We start from the raw sequence: 22,036 nt of genomic DNA on the forward strand, positions 1-22,036 counted from the left end.
CTCATCTCACATTCAACTAAGAGGTTAGTCAGATATCGGTTGCGGATAACGCAATAGCGCGTTCTTTAAAGTCGCTTAATCTTTGACGATCTTTTCTAAAAAACTTCTAATACCATCCCGCAAGATCAGCTCTGTTACTGTTTTTTGTTCACCATCATTAAGTTGTTGGAATGCTTTCACCCAGATAACGAGTGGCTCCTCTTTATTTAGTTTGTAATGTGCTAATGGTTCATAAAGCTCCAGAGCAATTAAAGTTTCTTCTGGTAAACAAGAGTAATGATATTCAACGCCATTTCCTTGTTTATTAGTTCTCTTTTGTTTTAACCAAGATTCACGTTTAGCTTTTGCATTTACACCTTGTGGTGATTTAGGTAATCCACCTATACCCGTCAATTCCATTGCCGTATACCACTCTTTTTTCATTACGTTTCTCTAAAATTGTTATCAACTTCAAAAAAGAAATTATTAAGAAAAAAATCAGAAATATTTTTAGAAAAATAATGTTATTTTATTTTCTAAATAATCAGTTTAATGCTTTTAAGCATTTCTAATAAACTGTTATTTATACCACTAACACAGCATTTAATTTTATAGAAAAAGGATTAAAAATGATTTCAAGGAAATCTGATTGGCATCCTGCCGATATTATTGCCGCACTCAGAAAACGAGGCACAACACTGGCAGCCATCTCTCGCCAAGCTGGTTTAAGCTCTTCAACACTGGCTAATGCACTGTCACGCCCTTGGCCAAAAGGTGAGAAAATCATTGCTGACTTTCTAGGTGTAGCGCCTTCGGAAATTTGGCCCAGTCGTTATTTTCATCCTGAAACAGGAGAATTACTTGAACGGAAGATACGCGACAAAACCAATAATTAACTAATAATTACATATATTATAATTAATAAAAAAAACCGCTGATACACTATCAGCGGTTTTTATTTAAATTTACATTATTTTAAAGCAAAAAAGTTATTTTTTATTTATTAATAAATTCTTCGCCAAGAATTATATCTTTTTTCAATACATCCAACATACCATTAAGAGATTGTTTTTCAAAATCACTTAATTGACCGATTGGTAGATATTCTTCAACACCATTCTTACCTAAACGAACAGGTTGTGCAAAGAAACGGGCATGTTCACCATCCCCTTCGGTATAAGTGCACTCAATAACATCTTTTTCGCCATTTAAAGCACGGATCAATGAAAGACCAAAGCGCGCAGCTGCTTGTCCCATTGATAATGTGGCTGATCCGCCACCCGCTTTAGCTTCAACAACCTCAGTCCCCGCATTTTGAATACGTTTTGTTAATGCAGCAACTTCTTCATCAGTAAATGACACACCGGCTACTTGAGATAGCAAAGGAAGAATAGTGACACCTGAGTGTCCACCAATGACCGGAACATTCGTTGTTTGTGGATCTTTGCCTTTTAATTCAGCAACAAAAGTATTCGCACGGATAATATCTAGTGTTGTCACACCAAATAGGCGTTTTTTATCATAAACACCGGCTTTTTTCAGTACTTCAGCAGCGATAGCAACCGTAGTATTGACTGGATTAGTAATGATACCAATAAGTGCCTTAGGGCAGTTTTGTGCAACTTTTTCAATAAGATTACGCACGATCCCTGCATTTACATTGAAAAGATCAGAGCGATCCATACCCGGTTTACGGGCAACACCGGCAGAAATTAAAACAACATCTGCATCTTTTAATGCAGGAGAAGGATCTTCGCCAGCAAAACCTTTTACCCTTACTTGAGTAGGTATATGACTTAAGTCCGCTGCAACACCCGGTGTAACCGGAGCGATATCATATAAAGAGAGTTCACTACCAGCTGGAAGCTGATTTTTAAGAAGAAGTGCCAGTGCCTGACCAATACCACCCGCTGCACCGAGAACTGCTACTTTCATTCTGATACTCCTTAGTTTACGAGATAGTGGAACGCCTTTGATATACTCACTATTACGCAACACACCTAGTAAAGAAAACAATTATTTAACAGCTATATTGCATAATAAGGCATTTGTAGTAAAAAATAATACTTCGGTTATTCTAAACAAATTGCTTATCTGTTAATGAGATAGCGGGCACTCTTTTGAGAAATAATTCCAATAAATATCGCTAAGTGCTAAACGCGCTATCTCATATTGCATAATCATTTAAGATTATCATTTAGTTAACAAATTATTTACCTAATCAAGATTATCGCATTCAATATCGAGAAATAAAACTTTTTTGAGTTAACACACAAAAACACACATCAACCAAGAAGAGAAACAAGATTAACGGAGCTAATGTTGCATAAAAATTCACTTCTCTGCATAATGTGCGAGTTATTGATAACTCACTAAAGGTGAACTATGCGCACTCCTTCTAAGCAAGAAGACTTGGTTAAAGCATTTAAAGCCCTGCTGAAAGAAGAAAAATTCAGTTCACAAGGCGAGATTGTAACCGCATTACAAGAAGCTGGTTTTGATAATATTAACCAGTCTAAAATCTCTCGTATGCTAACAAAATTTGGCGCAGTAAGAACGCGTAATGCCAAAATGGAGATGGTTTACTGCCTGCCAACAGAACTTGGTGTACCAACAGCAAGTAGCCCATTGAAAAATTTGGTACTTGATATTGACCATAACCACTCAGTAGTGGTTATTAGAACCAGCCCCGGTGCCGCACAGCTTATTGCACGTTTATTAGATTCTTTAGGTAAAGCAGAAGGGATCCTCGGAAGTATCGCTGGTGATGACACTATTTTTTCTACACCCGCGCCAGGATTCTCAACAGAAGAACTACGAGATGCGATTTTAAACCTATTTGATCAGGAATTATAAAGAGCGACTTCAGGAAAATAGGTCATAAACAGTAAGCCACTGAAATTTCAGTGGCTTACTTATTTAAATTAATATTGATCCACAGATGATTTTGGTGTGGCTAATTTCGCCAGGAGTTTTTCATGTATACCACCAAAGCCACCATTGCTCATGATCAAAATATGATCACCCGGTTTAGCTTCTTTAGCAACCATCTCCACTAATGTGTCAATATCCGTGCTCCAACGAGCAGGCTGTACACACTTCTCGGCAATATCACTGACTAACCATTGAATGTTAGGTGGCTGAAATAAGAAAACTTCATCAGCACGTCCCAATGCTGGGGCGATATCATCTTTACTGATCCCCATCTTCATCGTATTAGAGCGAGGTTCTAATACCGCAATAATACGTGCTGTTCCGCCAACTTTACTACGTAGCGCTTCAAGGGTTGCTAAAATCGCCGTAGGATGATGGGCAAAGTCATCATAAACACTCACTTGATTTACTTCACCCCGTAACTCTAAACGACGACGGGCGTTAATAAATTTATTGAGTGCTGCGCATGCATCTACCGGTAATACACCAACGTGGTGAGCTGCCACAATGGCCATTAAGCCATTTTGCATATTGTGTTCACCCGAAAGTCCCCAACAAACCTCACCGACTTGCTCACCTTTATGGAACACTGCAAAGTGGCTACTGTCATTACTGATCTTTTTCGCCTGCCAATCACCCGTCTCACCGGTGTACTCTTCCTCACTCCAACATCCCATACCAATGGTCTGTTTTAAGTTCAGATCGTTATCAGGCATGATAATTTTGCCACTGCCCGGCACAATACGGACTAAATGATGAAACTGTTTTTGAATCGCCGTTAAATCATCAAAAATATCCGCGTGATCGAATTCCAGATTATTTAAGATAAGCGTACGTGGCGAGTAATGAACAAATTTAGAACGTTTATCAAAGAAAGCACTGTCATACTCATCAGCTTCAATAACAAAAAACGGGCTTTCCCCCAATTGTGCTGAAACTTGAAAGTTACCCGGCACACCACCAATTAAAAAACCAGGTTGATAACCACAATCTTCTAAAATCCAAGCCAGCATACCTGCCGTAGTCGTTTTACCATGGGTACCCGCAACGGCCAAAACCCAACGCTCAGGCAAAATATAGTCATGTAACCATTGTGGCCCTGATGTGTAAGGCAATCCTTTTTCAAGTACCGCTTCAACACAAGGATTCCCTCGAGTCATCGCATTGCCAATAATCACCATGTCAGGAGCAGGTTCTAATTGTTGTGGATCATAACCTTCGATTAGCTCAATGCCTTGATTTTCCAATAATGTGCTCATTGGAGGATAAACATTTGCATCAGAGCCAGTTACTTTATGCCCTTTCGCTCGAGCTAAGATGGCAAGACTTCCCATAAAGGTGCCACAAATACCAAGAATATGAATGTGCATGAATTTCTTTCCAATAGCATGAAGTTGGTCACTATTCTAACCATCAAAAAGCAGATTAGAAACGGATTAACCTTTGAATCATGCGATTCTTTGGATAAACTTGCCACTAATAAGGAAACTTTTTTCCTTTTTATATTTTATCCATTCACATTCAGGACCCACGTCATGAAAACATTAGGCGAATTTATCGTCGAGAAACAACAAGATTTTCCCCATGCAACTGGCGAATTAACGGCATTGCTGTCAGCCATTAAGCTTGGGGCTAAAATTATTCACCGTGATATTAATAAAGCTGGGTTAGTCGATATTCTTGGCACTAACGGTGTTTCTAATGTTCAAGGTGAAGCCCAGATGAAACTGGATCTTTACGCGAATGAGAAACTAAAAGCAGCACTTAAAGCTCGTGGTGAAGTTGCGGGGATCGGTTCGGAAGAAGAAGACGATATCGTTATCTTTGAAGGTGATCGTGCGGAAAATGCCAAGTATGTGGTATTAATGGATCCATTGGATGGTTCTTCTAATATCGATGTAAACGTTTCCGTTGGTACTATTTTCTCTATTTACCACCGTATTACGCCTATTGGCCAACCAGTGACACTAGATGATTTCCTGCAACCCGGTAATCGCCAAGTTGCTGCGGGTTATGTCGTTTATGGCTCATCTACTATGTTGGTTTACACTACCGGTTGTGGTGTACATGCCTTTACTTACGATCCTTCTTTAGGGGTTTTCTGTTTATCTCACGAAAGTGTTCATTTTCCGCCTACCGGAAATATGTATTCAATCAATGAAGGTAACTACATTAAATTCCCATTAGGGGTAAAAAAATACATCAAGTATTGCCAAGAGCAGGATGCAGCGACTAACCGTCCTTATACAACTCGCTATATTGGCTCTTTGGTTGCGGATTTCCATCGTAACTTGCTCAAAGGGGGGATTTATATTTACCCAAGTACGGCAAGTCATCCAAATGGTAAATTACGCTTACTTTATGAATGCAACCCAATGGCATTCCTCGCGGAACAAGCGGGTGGTAAAGCCAGTAATGGTAAAGATCGTATTTTAGATATCAAACCAACAGAGTTGCACCAACGCATGCCATTCTTTGTGGGTACTAAAGCGATGGTCGAACAAGCAGAAGCATTTATGGCTCAATATCCAGACGAAGAATAAATTTTCTTTTTGTCAGGATATAGTTAAACCGGGCTTAATTAACGCGTCCGGTTTTTTCATCTCCCAAAATAGCTAATTCGTGTATTTGTTGCTTATTTTTACCTCAAAAGGCAACCTGTACGGCAAAAAACGGGTATTGTTAAAAACTTTTCGCTATACTACGAGCCACGTCAAATTAATTTTTCATAGGAAATTTTTTATGAGCCTGAATCATGTTCCTGCTGGTAAAGAACTACCAGAAGATATCTATGTTGTTATTGAAATTCCAGCCAATGCTGATCCAATCAAATACGAAGTTGATAAAGAAAGTGGTGCACTGTTCGTTGACCGTTTTATGTCAACAGCGATGTTCTACCCATGCAACTACGGTTACATCAACAACACATTATCTTTAGATGGTGATCCAGTAGACGTTCTGGTTCCAACTCCATACCCATTACAACCAGGTTCAGTCATTCGTTGCCGTCCTGTTGGCGTACTGAAAATGACTGATGAATCAGGTGAAGATGCAAAACTGGTTGCTGTACCACACACTAAACTAAGTAAAGAATACGATCACATTAAAGATGTGAACGATCTACCTGAATTATTAAAAGCTCAAATCAAACACTTCTTCGAACATTACAAAGATTTAGAATCTGGTAAATGGGTAAAAGTTGATGGTTGGGAAGGCGTAGAAGCGGCTAAAGCTGAAATTCTGTCTTCTTTTGAACGCGCAAAAAAATAATTCTGTGTCATTAGAATTAGCGTTGCTAAGTAATCCATTGGTTGCTTAGCCAAAATAAGCCCACTTCAAATGTGGGCTTATTTTATGATTATCTCTTTTTTATGGTTTAACCGCATAATAAGCATTACGCCACTCACCAAGGTGATCGCCATAGCGATTATCATCAATATATATACTGTCGAAATATTCCCTGTAGAGAAAAAGAGCAATCCCCCAACAATAGGCAAAATCAGTTGATTAAACAATATAATCAGTGAGGAAATGCTGGCTAATTGTGTCACAGGAATAATTTCTATTCTTAACATCCGTAAAATATTCCCTGAAAAAACCTTACCAATAATGGATAGGGCATAAAAGAGAATAAAAGCCGTGATATCATGTTGAAAAATAACCAATAGAAAAGAACTTATTGTAATGATACAAATTGATAGAGACATTAATAATTTTCGATTTAAATAATGGGTTAGATAACCATATAAATAAGTTCCTATCACGCCACAGATCCCCGCAGAAATATCAATAAAGCCATAATATTTAATGGGTAAATTCATCGATTGGTCGATCAACGCCGCCCCACTCGACTCAATTAATCCATCAAACATATTATTGCCGATAGCAATTAAAATAGAAAAAACCAAAATAGGAGACGTAAAAATCACCACTATCCTTTTCGTCACCTGTAATGTCTCTGTTAGGCTATGTAACTGAGTGGCAGATTGGCGCTGTTTTGGTACTAGGTAAAAGAACAAAAAGAACACGGCGTTAATGAAATAAAATAGACAGGGAATAATCAGTAAATAATGGTAACCATAATCAATAAATAACATGCCGATTAATGGGCCGATGATCATGCCCAAAAAATCCATTCGAGACATTATATTAATATGATGTTCTTTATGGCGACTCATCAAGGCAATAATTTTTTCATATGAAATCAGTGTCTGTGAATTACCAATAGAAATTAAGCTACCCACTAATCCAAAACTAATTGCAATAACTAAATCAGAGGAAAAATCTACTATTAATAAAAATAAACAACCGATAATTTTACAGCTATCGGAAATAACAGAAACAGGACGGACACCTAGACCATCAATATATTGACCAATAAGCGGTATTAAAAAAATACGTGGTAACCACCATAAAGCGTATGTCAATCCTGCATATTCAATGCTTGTTGTTAATTGATAAACAATAACAGGTGTCAAAAAAACCATTAGACCATCTGCACTTAATACCAAAAAAAGCATATAGAAAAAGACAATACGCATAATAGAGGTTACACCTTTTCTTTAATTAATACTTTAATAGGCTGATTATTTTCATCATAAACAATAATCGATTTTGGGGTATGATGGGTGGGCTTATGTTTCATTAACGCTTGTTGTTTAGAAACAAGAAATTGATAATAGGTTAAATCTGCTGCTATTTTATTAACACGATAAGCTTGATAATTTTTATTAGCGATTTTCCAATCAATCACATCATGACCCGGAATATATTCTTTTTCTTCGTCCAAATAGATAACAGGTCGATTGACAGTAATGATATTCGCCATATTAAATAAGGCATGGGCAACACCACAGGGGATCACTAATTCAATATTGGGTGCCGGATCAAAAACCATTTCATCTTCATAAAATAGCGTAGGCGAATCTTCACGCATATCCACCAGCTTAATAGTGATTTTACCCGAGGTATCTCCTAAAAAAGTTAAATGATCTTCTTGCCCTAAATGTAATCCATAAGAGTCGAAATCATAAGCCTCCTGACCATGTTCAACTAGATACATAGGGGATTGTCGCGTTAATGGGACAATGCCACTCTCTTTGCCCGTATGCAGGGTCGCCATTTCACGAAATTCAACACCTAAAATAGTGGATGTAGGTAATGATTGTTTTTGAACATCGGCAATTTTCTCTCGCAACCTTACATTAATTTCATCGCCATTATCTAAGCGAATTTTACGAGTTTCAGAGTGTAAAAATCGATGTTGGCTTAACCACTGCTGTTGTATCTCAGCAACTCGATAGTAGACCAGCGCCGAAGCTTCTTCTGTCATCGGCTCATAGCCTTCAATCTCATTAATATCGATATCTTCCGGCAGATTTATCACATCATTATTAGGTGACCAATTTAATGTTTCATTTGCTAATTGCTCAATAGTAGGTAAAAAAAGAGAGTAGCTATTTAAGGTAAAAACATTTTCTAGATGGGAAAAAGTATGAGCAACTCCTGGGGGAATAATAAGTGTTCTTGCGGATGATGGGGTTATCTCCAAACTTAATTCTGATTTAAATGTCGGTGAGTTTTTACGACAATCAATAAATTTAGCCAGTATCTTTTGTTTTTTATCACCTAAAAAGGTGAGTGTATCTTGCTGGCCAAGATGAATGCCATACTGCCCATATTTAAATTCGCTTTTACCGTGATAAACAATATTAATAGGATAGGTTGTTGCGAAAGGAATAACATAAGACTGATGTTTTCCATTATTCACTCGCCAGCGTTCAATCCAATGTAATCCGACAATATTAATATCTTTATTAAGTTCATTAATATCCTTATTCACTATTGCCTCCTTTCATTTAAAAAGCAGCCTTACGGCTGCTTATTGATTAAAGACTGACGACTTCGATATCATAACCAAGTGACTTCGCACTTTTTAGTAACGCATCTAAGCTAGTGGTGTTTAATTTTAAATACTTATCATCAGCAGGTGCATTTTTAATACCTGCAAGATAAGCTAATTTATCTAATGCTTCTGTTGCAACAGTTTTAGTTTGTAGCATCATATCCGTAAAACGATGATTGACTATATTATGTTTTACATCTTTTGGTGGATTATTATAAAGTTGAGTAATATCGTTTAATTTGTCCATAAATTACCTTATTTCGCTATTTAATAATAAGTCGTTATCTCTTTCCTTCTTAAGCAAAACTGTTTTAACACTGAAGTTATTTTTCTGTCAATCAGCTCTACCATTAATTATTTTCATATCAATTTAGATAAAAAACGAAGTAATAATTATTTATTTAAATTTTAAAATATAAATACTACTTTTAGTAAAAATAAAAAAGCTCGATATATATCGAGCTTTTTTAATCATTATTGAGTCAGCTTTCGTAAGCCTATTACTCTTCTTCGTGGCGTTTTAGCCAATCTCCACTTTTGATTTCTCGCAACCCATCAACTGGCTTTTGATAAAGATAGATCCAAGCACTACCATAAGGTGTTGATATCAACTGGCGCTTGTAATCTTGATCATTTTTTTTCAGTTCATCAAGCTCCGTCAAAATGGAAGGCGTGATCCGATAAACTTCACATTCTATTTCACCATCACCTTCAACCACAGCAGGATAAAACCCTAAATCATAGAGTTTATACCCCGCTAATTTATACTCACCTAATAGCTGTGCGTAGGTCATCCAGTGATGGTTACCCTGATTTCGCCGTAAACTTCCATAAACAATAATTCGCATATAAATTAAAACTCAAATTGATAAAGCAGATCTATTGCCTGATTCATACCAGACACTGCTTGTAAATACAACCTGGGCATCAAGCGATAACGTAATGTTAACGTCGCTAGCGAATCAAATATACCCATCCCATACTTCACTTGTAAATCATCAGTTATCTTACCACTGACGACAACTTGTGAACTATCCCCTACACCTTGTGTATCTAACGCTAAATCAGAAATACCAAAGGTTTCGCCAATACGTCCTACGAGTTGTCCACTTTGTCCAACACCTAATCCTATTAGCATGGCTGTCATTTGTGCTGAATCAGAATCACCACTTGCTAATCCTTCCCCTCTTAACAAGTAGGATAATGCTTCTTGTTGTGTTTTGGCCGGCTCAGAGAATATTTCCACTTTCGGCTTATCCGCAAGCCCGGTAACTTTAACCCCAGCAATGACATTATCTGCCGTATTATCAGGGTTACGTATCGCTTCAATATTTAAGTATGGCTGATCAACCGGCCCTGAGAACAAGATTTGCCCTTTACGTACTTGTAAATCTTGTCCATAAGCTTTGAATTCCCCGCGAGGAATATCCACTTGACCATTTAATCCCAACCCTTGCTTACTTTGAGCAACTTTTAATGCCCCTGTTAATCTGGCTTTCAATCCAAAGGCATCTAATGTGACATCATCGCCAATATTAATCGCCAAATTACTTTGAATAGGTATAGAAGTCTGCTTTGGTGCTATAGGTTGTAATTCTTTATCCAACATCACTTCATCAGAAGAGGCCGACACCGCAGACTCGGGTAATTCCTGCACCACGATACGAGCCCAAGGGATATCAATACGTCCATCTAATTTAAGCAAATGTGGATTAGCTTCAAAAACTAAGTCTGGGTTAACATCAATACGAACCATTGGTGGTAATGACACACGCAGTTTGTTGCCATTCGCAGCCACCACGGCACGCCACTCATCTAGTTTGCGCCAGTCCGCATTCCCCGTCAGATTTAAATAACCTTCCGGTGTTTCGATTCTACCGCTTAAATCAGAAGTCGCACCATTAAAGCGAATATCGACATTCCCTTTGGTGATGTCAAATGGGATCCAGTGACCAACTACTTTTAACTGGTTAATACCAAACTGCCCAAATAGCAATGGTGATTGTGCATTCCCCCCTAAACGTAGCTGTGCCCCTACACTACCTTGTGCTATTTCACCTTTACCCAAGAAAGGCTTAATCAGATCTAATGTCAGATTATCAATATCAACCGTACCTGATAATTGACGTGTTTTTTCTAGATCAGCAACATTGACATGGCCTTTAAAGTCACCATTACCGGCAATACTAATTAACCATTGCAAGGTCGCTTTACCATTATTGATGCCCGCATTTAACGTAACTGCATCAAAATCAATAGGTAATACCGTACCATCGACATTTTGTTTTACACCAACGCCCTGACCTTTAAGGTTAACTGACGCTTTAGGTAATCCGCCTTTCGCATTCCAAGTTGCCGTTGCATCTCCCGTAAAGACACCGCGTAGCGCAGTTTCAGGAGGTAAGAATGGTTTTATCATGGCTAAATCAAAGCGTGTTAACGTGATTGCCGCACTACCACTCTCACCTACAGTGATCTCTTTAGGTACACACAGTTGTGCATTAGGATTTACCCAGCAATGTGAACCAATCGTCACTTGCTGTTTTTCCGCTAATAAATTTAGCGCCATCGCTTTATTTAAACGCCATTCGCCTACAGGCGTATCAAATGCGGTATTGTTAAGTGTGCCTTGCCACTGCTGTTTTTCTTTATCAAACGAGCCGGCTAATGTCAGGCCACCCGATACGGGTTCCCCATCCATTTTCAAGGTAAGCTTATGCTGTTTTTCTGTCCCGGCCGCATCTAGCGTTAATTGACGAATAATCAAATCAGCCTGTTTTAACTGACGTGCCGTAATTGCCAGTTTGCCACTGATCACGTCATCTGACTGAATGTCACCTTTAACCACAACTGACCCAACACTGATCTGATCTTGCCATTTGATCCCTTGTGCATTGATATCAGCAATAATTTTCGGCTTATTAATATCACCGCGAACATTCACTTTCCCTTTAATAACGCCCGCTAACCCCGGCACTAAACCATTTAACCCCGGTGCATTGATGTTCGCATCAAGCGCCCACTGATCACCTAAGTGCCCCGCAATATCGAGATTATTTTTTCCTAGAATTAAGGTTAATTGAGGAATATTCCATTGCCCCGAATCATTACCATAGGCGTTTCCTCGCGCCTTAATAAGATTATTTTTTAAATTACCATCTAAGGTAATTTCAGGCACTCGTAGTTGCCAACTTCCTCCATACAAGCTACCCGTTGTAGCAATACGTCCATCTAATTTCGCTGGCATATCGGGATATTGTTTAGCTGTATTAATACCAGAGATAGTCAATAATGCATTCCAGCTAATCGCCTTACTCCAATCTGCCACACCGGTAATATCCGCATGACCTTGTAATGCAGCTAAACGCAAACGAGTGAGTGCTATTTTCTCTTCATTCCCTTTAGCGTCTAGGGTCAATTTGGCTGGCGGGATCTCTTGTCCTTCAATATTAGAACGTAATGAAAGATCATAATTATCCGTCTGCCCATTAAGACGTAGTCGAGTATCATTAAGTTGATACTGCACATCTCCCGTTAAAGGCCAGCGCACTTTTTGGCTCTCTAAGGTTAATTTTAGTGGAAGATGTGCTTTAGCGAGCTCAGCTTGTGCATCAAGGCTTGCGGTAACAGTTCCTGTTAAAGAGAGTGCGAGTTTTAATTCATCAAGTATCGCACCTTGTAAGGACAGTGTTGCTTGCTGATCTTTAAACTCTTCCAATCCTGCCATCTCACGAAGCATCGCTTGCATATCTAGATTAACTGGCCACTGTTTATCCAGTGTAATTTGACCGTTTAAACTGACTTCGCCTTCTGGCGCATCAATACTGAGCCTAGTGAGATTAACCTGTTGACCTTGCGTATTGGCTTGAAAAGAGAGTTGATTAATAGTCACAGGCGTATCACCACTAACTTGTAACTGTTTACCTTCTATCCCCTCCACATTGATATCAACAGGAATAATAATTTCGGGTAACTGCGCTAATAAAGGCTTGGCGAAAATTGTCTTAATAGTGTCAGCTAGTGCCTGCTCTTGCTCTTGCGGTGTTTTAGGCTCCGCTTGAGGCGTCGTTGCTGCAACTTCTTTTACATCTTGCGCCATGGCGGCAACACTACCGTCTTCGGGTGTTTTCGGTAACGCCACCAACAAATCATTAATGACTGTCGGTTTTAAGGTAACTTGACGCCCTTCCCATTGTGCTGCCGTAGTAAACTCATTGAGTGATAGGGCCATATCATCAATTTGTACACGCGTATTGGCTAATGAGAGAGAGTTTAAATAGATAGGTAAAGGGGCATTAAGCTCAGTTAAAGGCTCAGAAGGGGGTGTTTCTTGTGCTGGAGGGAGTGCACTGGTATCTACATTGACGATAACATCACGTGTGCCTAAGGCCTCAACACACAGTTGTTTGTCCTTCAAGCAGCTTAAATTTAAGCCTAGTGATAACTCCCCCACATTGACGTCTACACCCGGCATTTGATACTCAACACCCGTTAAACGTAAATCTTGCCAACCGCCATTAACACTATTAATGGTTAAACCTGGCACCCAACGAGCTGCACTATTAATGGCAAAATGTAGCCCTGATTGCGTCCCTAAAATCCATGCAAGAGCACCTAAAACCAGTAAAATGATGATAAGTAGCGTTAGTGTTATCCTTTTCAACCACTTCATCATAACTCAGCTCCTAACCCAATATAAAACTGTAACTTACGCTCTTCACCACTATTGACTGGAACGGCTAAATCAAACTTTACAGGCCCTACTGGAGATGCCCAACGAACCCCCGCACCAGCACCTGTTTTAAAATCACTTTTCGTAAAATCGTTAACGGCTTCACCACTATCAACAAATACAGCTCCCCACCAATTTCCAGTTACGTTATATTGGTATTCAGCAGATCCCGTTAGCATTCTTGATGCCCCTGTTAATTTACCTTTGCTATCTTCCGGTGAAATACTTTGGTATTTATAACCCCTAATACTTCTATCGCCACCAGCAAAGAAACGTAATTCGGGTGGTACTTTCTCAAATTGATTCGTTTCAATCCAGCCAAACGTCCCTCTGACCACAAAACGGTGGCCTTCCCAAGGTGTGCGTATCCACACTTGCTGAGCTTGTAGGGCGAGAAATTCAACATCAGATCCCCATATTTTATTGGAATAATCGACTGAATAACGTTGGCTATCCCCCCAATAAGGCATCATGCCACCCCGTTGGCGTACGCGACTTGCATTCGCACCAGGATAAAGCAACATGGTTGTATTGGTCACATCACCTTGGGTAAAGTGGCTCAGACTCCAGCGGGTATTAATACTGTATTGCCATCCCGTTGACATATCCCAGTTACGAGAAACGTTCAGTGTGGTGGTATCCGAACGAGTATCATTTAAATCTGTACGTTTATAGCCGCCTTGAATGCCATAATATTGTTCTAATGGGTTAACTTTTAATGGAATTTTATAATTAGCACCAATAGATTGCTCAGGCTTAGAAATACTCATATTCGATGTTAAACTATGGCCCCTAGAATTTATCCAAGGTTTATCCCACTGCATATTTAATCGAGGTCCGACATCTGTGGCAAAACCGCCCCCTAGCTCCATATAGTTACGTGAACGAGGGGTAACAACGGCATCCATTGGTAGCAAATAATTGCCTTCACTACGTGCTTTAGCGATATTAGGTGTGACAACCGCCGAATTAAACCATCCTGTGGCAGCTAAGCGTCGATTAAACTCTGCCAAATCTTCAGAAGAGTAATATTCCCCTTCTTTAAAAGGCACAATATTTTGTAGGTAGTCTTCACGAATTTGTGAGCCAGTATAATTCACTTTACCAAAACGGTAACGTTCACCACTATTAAAGACAAAATCCCAATAAGAGGCGTGATTATCTAAAGAGACACCGAGCTGGCTTTTTTCCATATCTGCATCAAAGTAACCACGACGAATAGCAAGCCCTGTTAACGAGCCTTTTAATTTTTCATATTCGGCATGATTTAACACACTATCAAGAGGGGGAGTGTTTTCTTTAATCACTTTGGCATATTGTTCATCTGTTTTAGCTCCCCCTTCCAGTACAATATTGACCCCTTTTAACAGTACGGGAATACCAAGCTCAACCTTTGCTGTTAATACAGGGCGTGTCGGAGGGGTATTTTCTTGATAAGAGAAAGTGACCGTTGGCTGATAATAACCTAAAGGCCGTAGGCCCTCTTTAATTGCCTTTTCAACACGCGCACGAAAACGCCCGTCTGGTGCAACTTCTTCTGTTGTTATGTTTGATAGCTGGACTCGTACATTCTTTTCGAGTTGCCCTTCTAAACCTTCTACTTTTAAACGTAAATTTGCCCCATAAGCAAAAGACGTTATAGAAGACAGACAGAGAACGTAGATAACGGAGTATCTCGGCACGTTTTCTCCTCAATATTATTTATATCATTCGGTAATTGACGACAAATAGTTTTAAGCTTTATTGTAGATTTAGTTTATAACAATATTAAACCTTTACCATAGTAAAGCGTTTACAAATATAAAATTTGGAGTTTACCTTGCAACATAAAGCTTATCATCCTGAGCATGCCGTAATCGGCAGCACAACGCCATTAGAAATTTCTGCTAATCATGCCGTCAATGGGCATTCTATCTGTGAGATCCCAGAAAATATGCAAATTGCTTATTTTGCCATGGGCTGCTTTTGGGGCGTTGAACGCCTATTTTGGCAACAACCCGGTGTTTATAGCACAAGTGCCGGTTATAGCGGTGGTGTAACAGAAAATCCCACCTATGAGCAAGTTTGCCAAGGCCGTACCGGTCATGCAGAGGTCGTTCGTGTGGTATTTGATCCGACCCTTATCAGCTATCAACAATTATTGGCTATTTTTTGGGAGAATCATGACCCTTCCCAAGGTATGCGCCAAGGTAATGATATTGGTAGCCAATATCGCTCGGCCATTTATACCCTAACCCCAGAGCAATATGCACAAGCTATTGAGTCAAAACAACGTTATCAACAAGCTATCAATAGTGAAGGGGCACATAAAGAGATCACCACTGAAATACAACCTGCCGGACCTTTCTATTTTGCTGAAGATTATCATCAGCAATACCTATTTAAAAACCCTCAAGGTTATTGTGGACTTGGTGGCATTGGTATCTGTTTTCCACCGGCAAACTAACACTAGCAGAAAATAGCAGGGCGATGATATAATTACGCCCTCTTATCTATCTTTGTGTCTATTTTTATAAAATAGTCTATCACAATATATTGATTTATCTTCGATTATTAACACTCAAGTATTACCCTCTGGATTTAATACTCTGGGTGATGTGAGCCTTATATGCTTAATAGTTTACTCATTGTGCTTTTGCTGTGTGCCATTAGCGCCTTTTTTTCGCTGTCTGAAATATCACTGGCGGCCTCCCGTCGTATTAAACTCAAACAGTTGGTTGACGAAGGAAATATCAACGCCGCTCGTGTATTAAAAATGCAAGAAACCCCCGGTATGTTTTTTACCGTGGTACAAATTGGTCTTAACGCCGTTGCCATTTTGGCGGGTATTGTCGGTGAATCTGCTTTTTCTCCCGCATTAAAAGATCTCTTTTCCCGCTTTTTAGAAGCACCTCTCGCGCAACAATTAGGATCGGTCTGTTCATTTATTATCGTCACATCGATGTTTATTCTGCTTGCCGATTTAACTCCTAAACGTATCGGCATGATCAAGCCAGAAGTCATTGCACTGAAAATTGTTAATCCTATGCGTTTTTGTCTCGCCTTATTCCGCCCTTTAGTTTGGTTGTTTAATGGCATGGCAGATCTTATCTTTAAACTATTTAAAATCCCGATGGTAAGAAATGAAGATATTACATCTGATGATATCTTTGCGATTGTCGAAGCCGGTGCAGTAGCGGGGGTATTACGTAAACAAGAGCACGAATTAATTGAAAATGTCTTTGAATTAGAATCACGTACCGTACCATCAGCCATGACACCACGTGAAGATGTTGTCTACTTTGATCGCGAAGAGACAGAAGAAGATATTAAGCATAAAATTGCCACTCAGCCCCACTCTAAATTCTTAGTTTGTGAAGGGGATATTGACCATATTATTGGTTATGTAGATTCAAAAGAGCTACTCAACCGTGTGATCAATGGGCAAAGTCTCAACCTCAAAGAAGGTGTGCATATCCGTAAAGCCCTTATTATTCCGGATACCTTAACTTTATCTGACATGCTAGAAAGCTTTAAAACCTCAGGGGAAGATTTTGCCATTATTCTCAATGAATATGCGATGGTGATGGGCGTTATCACCTTAAATGACGTGATGACCACTTTAATGGGCGATCTGATTGGCCCAGGTCAAGAAGAGCAAATCGTCAGTCGTGATGAGCATTCATGGTTGGTTGAAGGTGGAACACCTATTGATGATGTTATGCGGGCATTAGATATTGATGATTTCCCGGATTCTAGCAATTACGAAACCATTGCTGGGTTTATGATGTTCCGTTTGCGTAAGATCCCCAAACGTACTGACTATGTGAAGTTCGCAGGTTATAAATTTGAAGTGGTGGATATTGATAACTATAAAATTGATCAACTGCTTGTCACTAAAATTGATGATATTCCGCCAGTAAAACCGGTTTTGCAAGAAGCAATACCTGCTCCTCAAACAACGTCAGAAGTGCCTTTTGAGCACGAAGAGCATAAAGCCTAAATCAACTGGTAACAAACTGAAATTAATAACTGAGTCTTATCGTAAAAGCACAAGATATAGACTCAGTTATCTATCAGATAAAAGTTAGCCCATTTCAGCTTTGAGTAAAACCACCTGCTGGTTAACTTCACTCATCACATTAAAATGCAGCTTATCTTTTATTTTCGGCAATAAAATTTTACCGTAATCGAACTCAAATGCGCCCATTCCTTTGATATAAAACCGTCCACGAAATAACGTCTTAACGTAGAGAGCAATTTTTTCTGGGTTATAGCGATTGAAGATCTTCATCTTTCAGTTAGTCTCCCATGCTCAGTTGTGAATTTAATCAGTCATAAAGACCGATCTTTATATACCAAATTTAAAGACCTAATTATAAGTACTAGGTTCCATTTATTTAAATTTCTTATCTATTTTTACACTTATTGACAGTAAAGAAGATAAGTCGAGACTGTGAATACTTTATCTTACACCCTATATGTTAAAAAAATGTATCAACAATGAGGTATTATTCTTTTTTAGCCTCTATGCTTAAATAGCCGATAAAGTCGAATTGAATAATAGGACAATAACGATGCACAAAATAACCTTGGCTGCACTTTTGCTTAGCACATCTACATGGGTATTTGCCCATAATATTACTGAAGAAACTCTCCTACCGGCGATCTCTGTGAGTGACAAAGGGGAGCTTCTTTATGATGGTGCCAAAGATAAATTTAGCTATCAAAATTGGAATAGCGGACTACTTAGTGGCAAAGTACGCACAATTCAACATATCGCTGGACGCAGTAAGGCTAAAGAGATGAATGCGCCACTGATTGAAGCCATCAAACAAGCCAAATTTCCACAAAATAGTTATCAGACAACCACTATCATCAATACTGATGATGCTATCTTTGGTACTGGGCCTTTTGTTCGCGGTAGTGTTGAAGACAGTAAAAAAGAGTTTCCTTGGTCACAATTTATTGTTGATGCTGATGGTGTAGCGCAAAAAGGTTGGGGACTAGAAAAAGAGAGTTCAGCAATTATTGTGCTGGATAAACAAGGAAAAGTTCGTTTTGTCAAAGAAGGTGTATTAAGTGGTGCAGAAATAACTTCCGCCATTAACCTTATCAATGACTTAATTAAAGAATAGTATTTAAATCATCTGTATCGGAGCCCTTTAAACTTAAGGGCTCTGCTCTCGTTAACATTAGAAAATAGAAACTCTAAAACCAGGATTTATCAGTGATTCTCTCGGTGAATAATCAAGTGTCACCCCTTTCCAATCGGTAACATGTGCCCCTGCGGCTATCGCAATAGCGTGTCCTGCTGCAGTATCCCATGTATGAGTAGGTCCAAAACGCGGATAAAGCTGAGCTTTTCCTTCTGCCACTAGACAAAATTTTAATGAAGATCCAACAGCCACCGTTTGGTGCTCACCCAATTGCGATAAATATTCTTTTAATTCATCATCTTGATGAGAACGACTAATAACAATCACGGGGGGTTCAGCACGGCTGACTTTTATTGGTAAACGCTGACCACAGGTTTCTTTCCATGCCTGTTTATTGGCTGCTGAGTAGAGAATATTTTGTACTGGTGCATACACAACGCCTAATACCGGCACACCCTGTTCAATCAACGCAATATTAACCGTAAACTCACCATTTTTATTGATAAACTCTTTGGTACCATCGAGGGGATCAATCAGCCAATAACGTTGCCAATGGCGACGTTCTTCCCACGCAGGAGGATCTTCTTCAGATAATTGAGGAATATCTGGCGCAATACTGGCAAGTCCTTGCTTAATAATTTGATGGGCGGCTAAATCTGCTGCAGTAACCGGTGAATGGTCACTCTTTTCCTGTACTTCAATTGGCGCTGATTGTTGATAAATTTGCATTATCGCCTGACCCGCTTGGCGGGCTAATTCGCTGACTTGTTCTAACATAATGCACCTCACTTATTTTTATAAGAATGGTACTCACTCTTATAAAAATCAATTATCTTGCACTCTCTTTACTCTAGTATAGAGACAAAAATAGCCGGAAAAAACCGGCTATAGTGTTATTTTTTGCAGAAGAAGAAATTATAAAATTTCTAATAGTTCTACTTCGAAAACTAATGTTGCAAAAGGAGGAATAGCCGCCCCCGCACCACGTTCACCATAAGCTAATTGGTAAGGAATATATAATTCCCATTTAGAACCTACTGGCATCAAAGTTAATGCTTCAATCCATCCTGCAATCACACCATTAACAGGGAATTCTGCTGGCTGACCACGCTGTACTGAGCTATCAAATACCGTACCATCGATTAAACGACCAGTATAATGCACACGAACATGATCAGTACGAGCTGGAATAGCGCCATCTCCTGCTTTCAGTACTTTGTACTGTAAACCAGATTCAGTAACCTGCACGCCTTCTTTTTTTATATTTTCTGCTAAGAATACTTTACCTGCTTCTGCCAGTGCTGCTTGACGCTCTTGACGAACTGCTTCAGCACGCTCATGCATAGTACGTAAAGCATTGTGTAACGTTTCAACAGGTACAGAAGGAGTATTGCCTTCTAACGCGTCAGTCAAGCCGGCAAGCAGTGCTGCTGGCTCTAATCCTTGGAGACCTGATTCAGTCAGTTGTTGACCGACTTGCAGACCAATACCGTAACTTGCCTGCGATTCAATAGAATCAAATGATGGTTTTGACATGAAAAAATACCTGTTTTTATGAAAGTTAGTGCCAAGAATAACAGTGGTAAGCTAGAGCGTAAACCTCCCGTCTTGGCTAATCGCGATTATTCGTCGAAAACGCGATAAATTTGCGCTATTTGTCATGGATTTTGACCTTTCTTGACGATATTTTTCAGACTTTTTTTCACAAGCCCCTCACACAAGCATATAATTAAAGACAAGGTAGCTCTGTTAACCCAGCGCTCAATATCAATATATATGTTCAGAGAGGTACGAAGTGAAAATAACTGACAATCCCTATTTCCGTGAACAAGGATATATTGACGGTATTTGGTGTGATGCAAAAAGCAAAGACACGGTTGAAGTGATTGATCCTGCAACAAATCAGCCCATTGGTACTGTGCCAAATATGGCAACAGAAGAAGCCAAAGCGGCTGTTGATGCAGCCGCCAAAGCATTACCGACATGGCGTGCGTTAACCGCACATCAAAGAAGCACTTTACTGCAACGCTGGTTCCAACTGATACAGGATAACAAGCGTCAACTTGCAGAACTGATGACGTTTGAACAAGGTAAACCCGTGGCCGAAGCGGAAGGCGAAATCACCTACGCAGCCTCATTTATTGAGTGGTTTGCTGAGCAAGGTAAAAGAACCAACGGTGAAATTATCCCCTCCCCTTCATCAGATAAGCGGCTTATGGTGATCAAACAAGGGATTGGTGTTTGTGCGGCTATCACACCTTGGAACTTCCCTGCTGCCATGATCACCCGTAAAGCAGCCCCAGCATTAGCAGCTGGGTGTACTATGGTGATAAAACCTGCCAACGAAACCCCCTATACAGCCCTTGCGTTAGCTGAATTAGCCGCGCAAGCAGGAATACCTGCCGGTGTTATTAATATTGTCACCGGTGATGCAGTTAAAATCGGTGAAGTGTTCACATCAGACAACCGCGTGCGTAAATTGAGTTTTACTGGCTCTACAGGGGTTGGCCGTTTATTAATGCGCCAATGTGCTGACAGTGTGAAAAAAGTCTCACTGGAGCTAGGGGGAAATGCGCCATTTATTGTCTTTAATGACGCCGATATTGAGAAAGCGGTTGCAGGTGCTATGGGGGCGAAATTCCGTAACGCCGGACAGACTTGCGTGTGTGCAAATCGTTTTTATATCCATAAAGATGTATATCAACAATTTAGTGAACGCTTTGTTGCTGAGGTTAAAAAACTAAAAGTCGGTAATGGCTTTACCGAAGGCGTGACTATTGGGCCTCTTATTAATCATAAGGCGGTAGAAAAATCACAATCACTCCTTGCTGATACCTTACAACGCGGTGCGACACTGCTATGTGGTGGTGAAAGAGATAAAGTAGGTGAAAATTTCTTTCAGCCTACCGTGGTCGGTAATGTGCCTGCTGATAGTCATATTCTTGAAGAAGAGATCTTTGGCCCCGTGGCACCTTTAGTCATTTTTGACAATGAAGAAGAAGTAGTACATCTAGCCAATAATACCATCTATGGCTTAGCCGCTTATTTCTACAGTGAAGATCCACAACGTATTTGGCGTGTGGCTGAAAATCTAGAATATGGCATGGTCGGTATTAACACAGGTCTAATTTCCAATGAAGTGGCTCCTTTCGGTGGTATAAAGCAGTCTGGCTTAGGTCGTGAAGGCTCTGAGCATGGTATTGAGGACTATATGGAAATGAAATACCTCTGCCAAGGCCTGTAAACGAGGCCACTGATTAACAGTAAAAGTCATCGCAAGGACGCGATTGCTTTTTGCAACCATTATCTCTTATTAATTGACATCCTCCACGCCCTAAAGGACGTGGA

Annotated in this window: 20 protein-coding genes; 8 read left to right on the forward strand and 12 right to left on the reverse strand. The window is 39.7% G+C overall.

Features of this window, described 5'->3' with window-relative positions:
• Window positions 1-75: 75 nt before the first annotated feature.
• On the reverse strand, window positions 76-423 hold the full coding sequence (locus HMPREF3129_RS10470; RefSeq protein WP_004246254.1) for a DNA-binding protein: 348 nt from the start codon (window positions 421-423) through the stop codon (window positions 76-78).
• Between the two features lie 185 nt (window positions 424-608).
• Here HMPREF3129_RS10470 and HMPREF3129_RS10475 point away from each other — a divergent pair, with 185 nt between their 5' ends.
• Complete coding sequence (locus tag HMPREF3129_RS10475) at window positions 609-875, forward strand: helix-turn-helix domain-containing protein (protein ID WP_004246255.1); 267 nt, start codon at window positions 609-611, stop codon at window positions 873-875.
• 100 nt (window positions 876-975) lie between these two features.
• Here the strand turns inward: HMPREF3129_RS10475 and mdh are convergent, their stop codons facing one another.
• Window positions 976-1,914 carry a malate dehydrogenase gene (mdh, locus tag HMPREF3129_RS10480; RefSeq protein ID WP_004246256.1) on the reverse strand — a complete coding sequence of 313 codons (939 nt, stop codon included), beginning with the start codon at window positions 1,912-1,914 and terminating at the stop codon, window positions 976-978.
• Window positions 1,915-2,364: 450 nt separating this feature from the next.
• Here mdh and argR point away from each other — a divergent pair, with 450 nt between their 5' ends.
• Window positions 2,365-2,835: a transcriptional regulator ArgR gene (argR, locus tag HMPREF3129_RS10485; protein WP_004246257.1), complete on the forward strand. Its 471-nt coding sequence runs from the start codon at window positions 2,365-2,367 to the stop codon at window positions 2,833-2,835.
• Window positions 2,836-2,903: 68 nt separating this feature from the next.
• Here argR and mpl read toward each other — a convergent pair whose 3' ends face one another.
• A complete protein-coding gene (mpl, locus tag HMPREF3129_RS10490; RefSeq protein ID WP_004246258.1) occupies window positions 2,904-4,283 on the reverse strand; it encodes a UDP-N-acetylmuramate:L-alanyl-gamma-D-glutamyl-meso-diaminopimelate ligase in 1,380 nt (459 codons plus the stop codon).
• Window positions 4,284-4,448: 165 nt separating this feature from the next.
• Between mpl and fbp the strand changes: the two genes are divergently transcribed.
• Together fbp and ppa are read left to right on the forward strand one after the other, a co-directional pair.
• A complete protein-coding gene (gene fbp, locus HMPREF3129_RS10495) occupies window positions 4,449-5,456 on the forward strand; it encodes a class 1 fructose-bisphosphatase (protein WP_004249610.1) in 1,008 nt (335 codons plus the stop codon).
• A 199-nt stretch (window positions 5,457-5,655) separates the two neighbouring features.
• Window positions 5,656-6,183: an inorganic diphosphatase gene (ppa, locus tag HMPREF3129_RS10500; RefSeq protein ID WP_004246260.1), complete on the forward strand. Its 528-nt coding sequence runs from the start codon at window positions 5,656-5,658 to the stop codon at window positions 6,181-6,183.
• 77 nt (window positions 6,184-6,260) lie between these two features.
• On the opposite strand, the gene HMPREF3129_RS10505 is transcribed toward ppa, so the two are convergent.
• The 6 genes from HMPREF3129_RS10505 to tamA all read right to left on the reverse strand — a co-directional run bounded on the left by HMPREF3129_RS10505 (window position 6,261) and on the right by tamA (window position 15,232).
• Window positions 6,261-7,454 (reverse strand): MFS transporter, encoded by a 1,194-nt coding sequence (locus HMPREF3129_RS10505; protein ID WP_004253020.1) that lies wholly within the window; start codon window positions 7,452-7,454, stop codon window positions 6,261-6,263.
• Window positions 7,455-7,462: 8 nt separating this feature from the next.
• Window positions 7,463-8,755: a dTDP-4-dehydrorhamnose 3,5-epimerase family protein gene (locus HMPREF3129_RS10510; RefSeq protein WP_036908448.1), complete on the reverse strand. Its 1,293-nt coding sequence runs from the start codon at window positions 8,753-8,755 to the stop codon at window positions 7,463-7,465.
• 46 nt (window positions 8,756-8,801) lie between these two features.
• Complete coding sequence (locus HMPREF3129_RS10515) at window positions 8,802-9,065, reverse strand: hypothetical protein (protein ID WP_004246263.1); 264 nt, start codon at window positions 9,063-9,065, stop codon at window positions 8,802-8,804.
• A gap of 253 nt (window positions 9,066-9,318) precedes the next feature.
• Complete coding sequence (locus HMPREF3129_RS10520; RefSeq protein WP_004246264.1) at window positions 9,319-9,666, reverse strand: gamma-glutamylcyclotransferase family protein; 348 nt, start codon at window positions 9,664-9,666, stop codon at window positions 9,319-9,321.
• Window positions 9,667-9,671: 5 nt separating this feature from the next.
• The gene (gene tamB / locus HMPREF3129_RS10525; protein WP_036919620.1) at window positions 9,672-13,493 is read right to left on the reverse strand and encodes an autotransporter assembly complex protein TamB; all 3,822 of its coding nucleotides are present in this window, start codon (window positions 13,491-13,493) and stop codon (window positions 9,672-9,674) included.
• Window positions 13,490-15,232, reverse strand: a complete 1,743-nt coding sequence (gene tamA / locus HMPREF3129_RS10530; protein ID WP_004246266.1) for an autotransporter assembly complex protein TamA — start codon at window positions 15,230-15,232, stop codon at window positions 13,490-13,492. The genes tamB and tamA overlap by 4 nt, the downstream gene beginning before the upstream one ends.
• 137 nt (window positions 15,233-15,369) lie before the next feature.
• Here tamA and msrA point away from each other — a divergent pair, with 137 nt between their 5' ends.
• Both msrA and HMPREF3129_RS10540 read left to right on the forward strand, forming a co-directional pair.
• Window positions 15,370-15,996, forward strand: a complete 627-nt coding sequence (gene msrA, locus HMPREF3129_RS10535) for a peptide-methionine (S)-S-oxide reductase MsrA (RefSeq protein WP_036919617.1) — start codon at window positions 15,370-15,372, stop codon at window positions 15,994-15,996.
• 162 nt (window positions 15,997-16,158) lie between these two features.
• Complete coding sequence (locus HMPREF3129_RS10540; RefSeq protein ID WP_036919614.1) at window positions 16,159-17,532, forward strand: polyamine export protein PaeA; 1,374 nt, start codon at window positions 16,159-16,161, stop codon at window positions 17,530-17,532.
• A gap of 84 nt (window positions 17,533-17,616) precedes the next feature.
• Here the strand turns inward: HMPREF3129_RS10540 and HMPREF3129_RS10545 are convergent, their stop codons facing one another.
• Complete coding sequence (locus HMPREF3129_RS10545; RefSeq protein WP_004246270.1) at window positions 17,617-17,823, reverse strand: DUF1107 domain-containing protein; 207 nt, start codon at window positions 17,821-17,823, stop codon at window positions 17,617-17,619.
• Between the two features lie 283 nt (window positions 17,824-18,106).
• Here HMPREF3129_RS10545 and HMPREF3129_RS10550 point away from each other — a divergent pair, with 283 nt between their 5' ends.
• Window positions 18,107-18,667, forward strand: coding sequence for a YtfJ family protein (locus HMPREF3129_RS10550; RefSeq protein WP_004246271.1), 561 nt, complete (start codon window positions 18,107-18,109; stop codon window positions 18,665-18,667).
• A gap of 57 nt (window positions 18,668-18,724) precedes the next feature.
• On the opposite strand, the gene cysQ is transcribed toward HMPREF3129_RS10550, so the two are convergent.
• Both cysQ and HMPREF3129_RS10560 read right to left on the reverse strand, forming a co-directional pair.
• Window positions 18,725-19,465 carry a 3'(2'),5'-bisphosphate nucleotidase CysQ gene (gene cysQ, locus HMPREF3129_RS10555; protein ID WP_004246272.1) on the reverse strand — a complete coding sequence of 247 codons (741 nt, stop codon included), beginning with the start codon at window positions 19,463-19,465 and terminating at the stop codon, window positions 18,725-18,727.
• 138 nt (window positions 19,466-19,603) lie between these two features.
• Entirely contained in the window at window positions 19,604-20,224 is a 621-nt protein-coding gene (locus tag HMPREF3129_RS10560; protein WP_036919612.1) for a BamJ family beta-barrel-assembly machinery protein, read from the reverse strand.
• Between the two features lie 259 nt (window positions 20,225-20,483).
• Between HMPREF3129_RS10560 and HMPREF3129_RS10565 the strand changes: the two genes are divergently transcribed.
• Complete coding sequence (locus tag HMPREF3129_RS10565) at window positions 20,484-21,932, forward strand: NAD-dependent succinate-semialdehyde dehydrogenase (RefSeq protein WP_036919610.1); 1,449 nt, start codon at window positions 20,484-20,486, stop codon at window positions 21,930-21,932.
• The last annotated feature ends 104 nt before the right edge of the window (window positions 21,933-22,036 follow it).

Source organism: Proteus sp. HMSC14B05 (genome assembly GCF_001808035.1).
GTDB lineage: Bacteria > Pseudomonadota > Gammaproteobacteria > Enterobacterales > Enterobacteriaceae > Proteus > Proteus mirabilis.

What these genes read in the sequence shown, in the direction of transcription:
- HMPREF3129_RS10505 (WP_004253020.1), bottom strand. Translation starts at nt 7,454, where the DNA reads ATGCGTATTGTCTTTTTCTATATGCTTTTTTTGGTATTAAGTGCAGAT.
- mdh (WP_004246256.1), bottom strand. Translation starts at nt 1,914, where the DNA reads ATGAAAGTAGCAGTTCTCGGTGCAGCGGGTGGTATTGGTCAGGCACTG.
- HMPREF3129_RS10520 (WP_004246264.1), bottom strand. Translation starts at nt 9,666, where the DNA reads ATGCGAATTATTGTTTATGGAAGTTTACGGCGAAATCAGGGTAACCAT.
- tamB (WP_036919620.1), bottom strand. Translation starts at nt 13,493, where the DNA reads ATGATGAAGTGGTTGAAAAGGATAACACTAACGCTACTTATCATCATT.
- HMPREF3129_RS10550 (WP_004246271.1), top strand. Translation starts at nt 18,107, where the DNA reads ATGCACAAAATAACCTTGGCTGCACTTTTGCTTAGCACATCTACATGG.
- HMPREF3129_RS10470 (WP_004246254.1), bottom strand. Translation starts at nt 423, where the DNA reads ATGAAAAAAGAGTGGTATACGGCAATGGAATTGACGGGTATAGGTGGA.
- HMPREF3129_RS10560 (WP_036919612.1), bottom strand. Translation starts at nt 20,224, where the DNA reads ATGTCAAAACCATCATTTGATTCTATTGAATCGCAGGCAAGTTACGGT.
- HMPREF3129_RS10540 (WP_036919614.1), top strand. Translation starts at nt 16,159, where the DNA reads ATGCTTAATAGTTTACTCATTGTGCTTTTGCTGTGTGCCATTAGCGCC.
- fbp (WP_004249610.1), top strand. Translation starts at nt 4,449, where the DNA reads ATGAAAACATTAGGCGAATTTATCGTCGAGAAACAACAAGATTTTCCC.
- mpl (WP_004246258.1), bottom strand. Translation starts at nt 4,283, where the DNA reads ATGCACATTCATATTCTTGGTATTTGTGGCACCTTTATGGGAAGTCTT.
- ppa (WP_004246260.1), top strand. Translation starts at nt 5,656, where the DNA reads ATGAGCCTGAATCATGTTCCTGCTGGTAAAGAACTACCAGAAGATATC.
- HMPREF3129_RS10475 (WP_004246255.1), top strand. Translation starts at nt 609, where the DNA reads ATGATTTCAAGGAAATCTGATTGGCATCCTGCCGATATTATTGCCGCA.
- HMPREF3129_RS10515 (WP_004246263.1), bottom strand. Translation starts at nt 9,065, where the DNA reads ATGGACAAATTAAACGATATTACTCAACTTTATAATAATCCACCAAAA.
- argR (WP_004246257.1), top strand. Translation starts at nt 2,365, where the DNA reads ATGCGCACTCCTTCTAAGCAAGAAGACTTGGTTAAAGCATTTAAAGCC.
- HMPREF3129_RS10545 (WP_004246270.1), bottom strand. Translation starts at nt 17,823, where the DNA reads ATGAAGATCTTCAATCGCTATAACCCAGAAAAAATTGCTCTCTACGTT.
- cysQ (WP_004246272.1), bottom strand. Translation starts at nt 19,465, where the DNA reads ATGTTAGAACAAGTCAGCGAATTAGCCCGCCAAGCGGGTCAGGCGATA.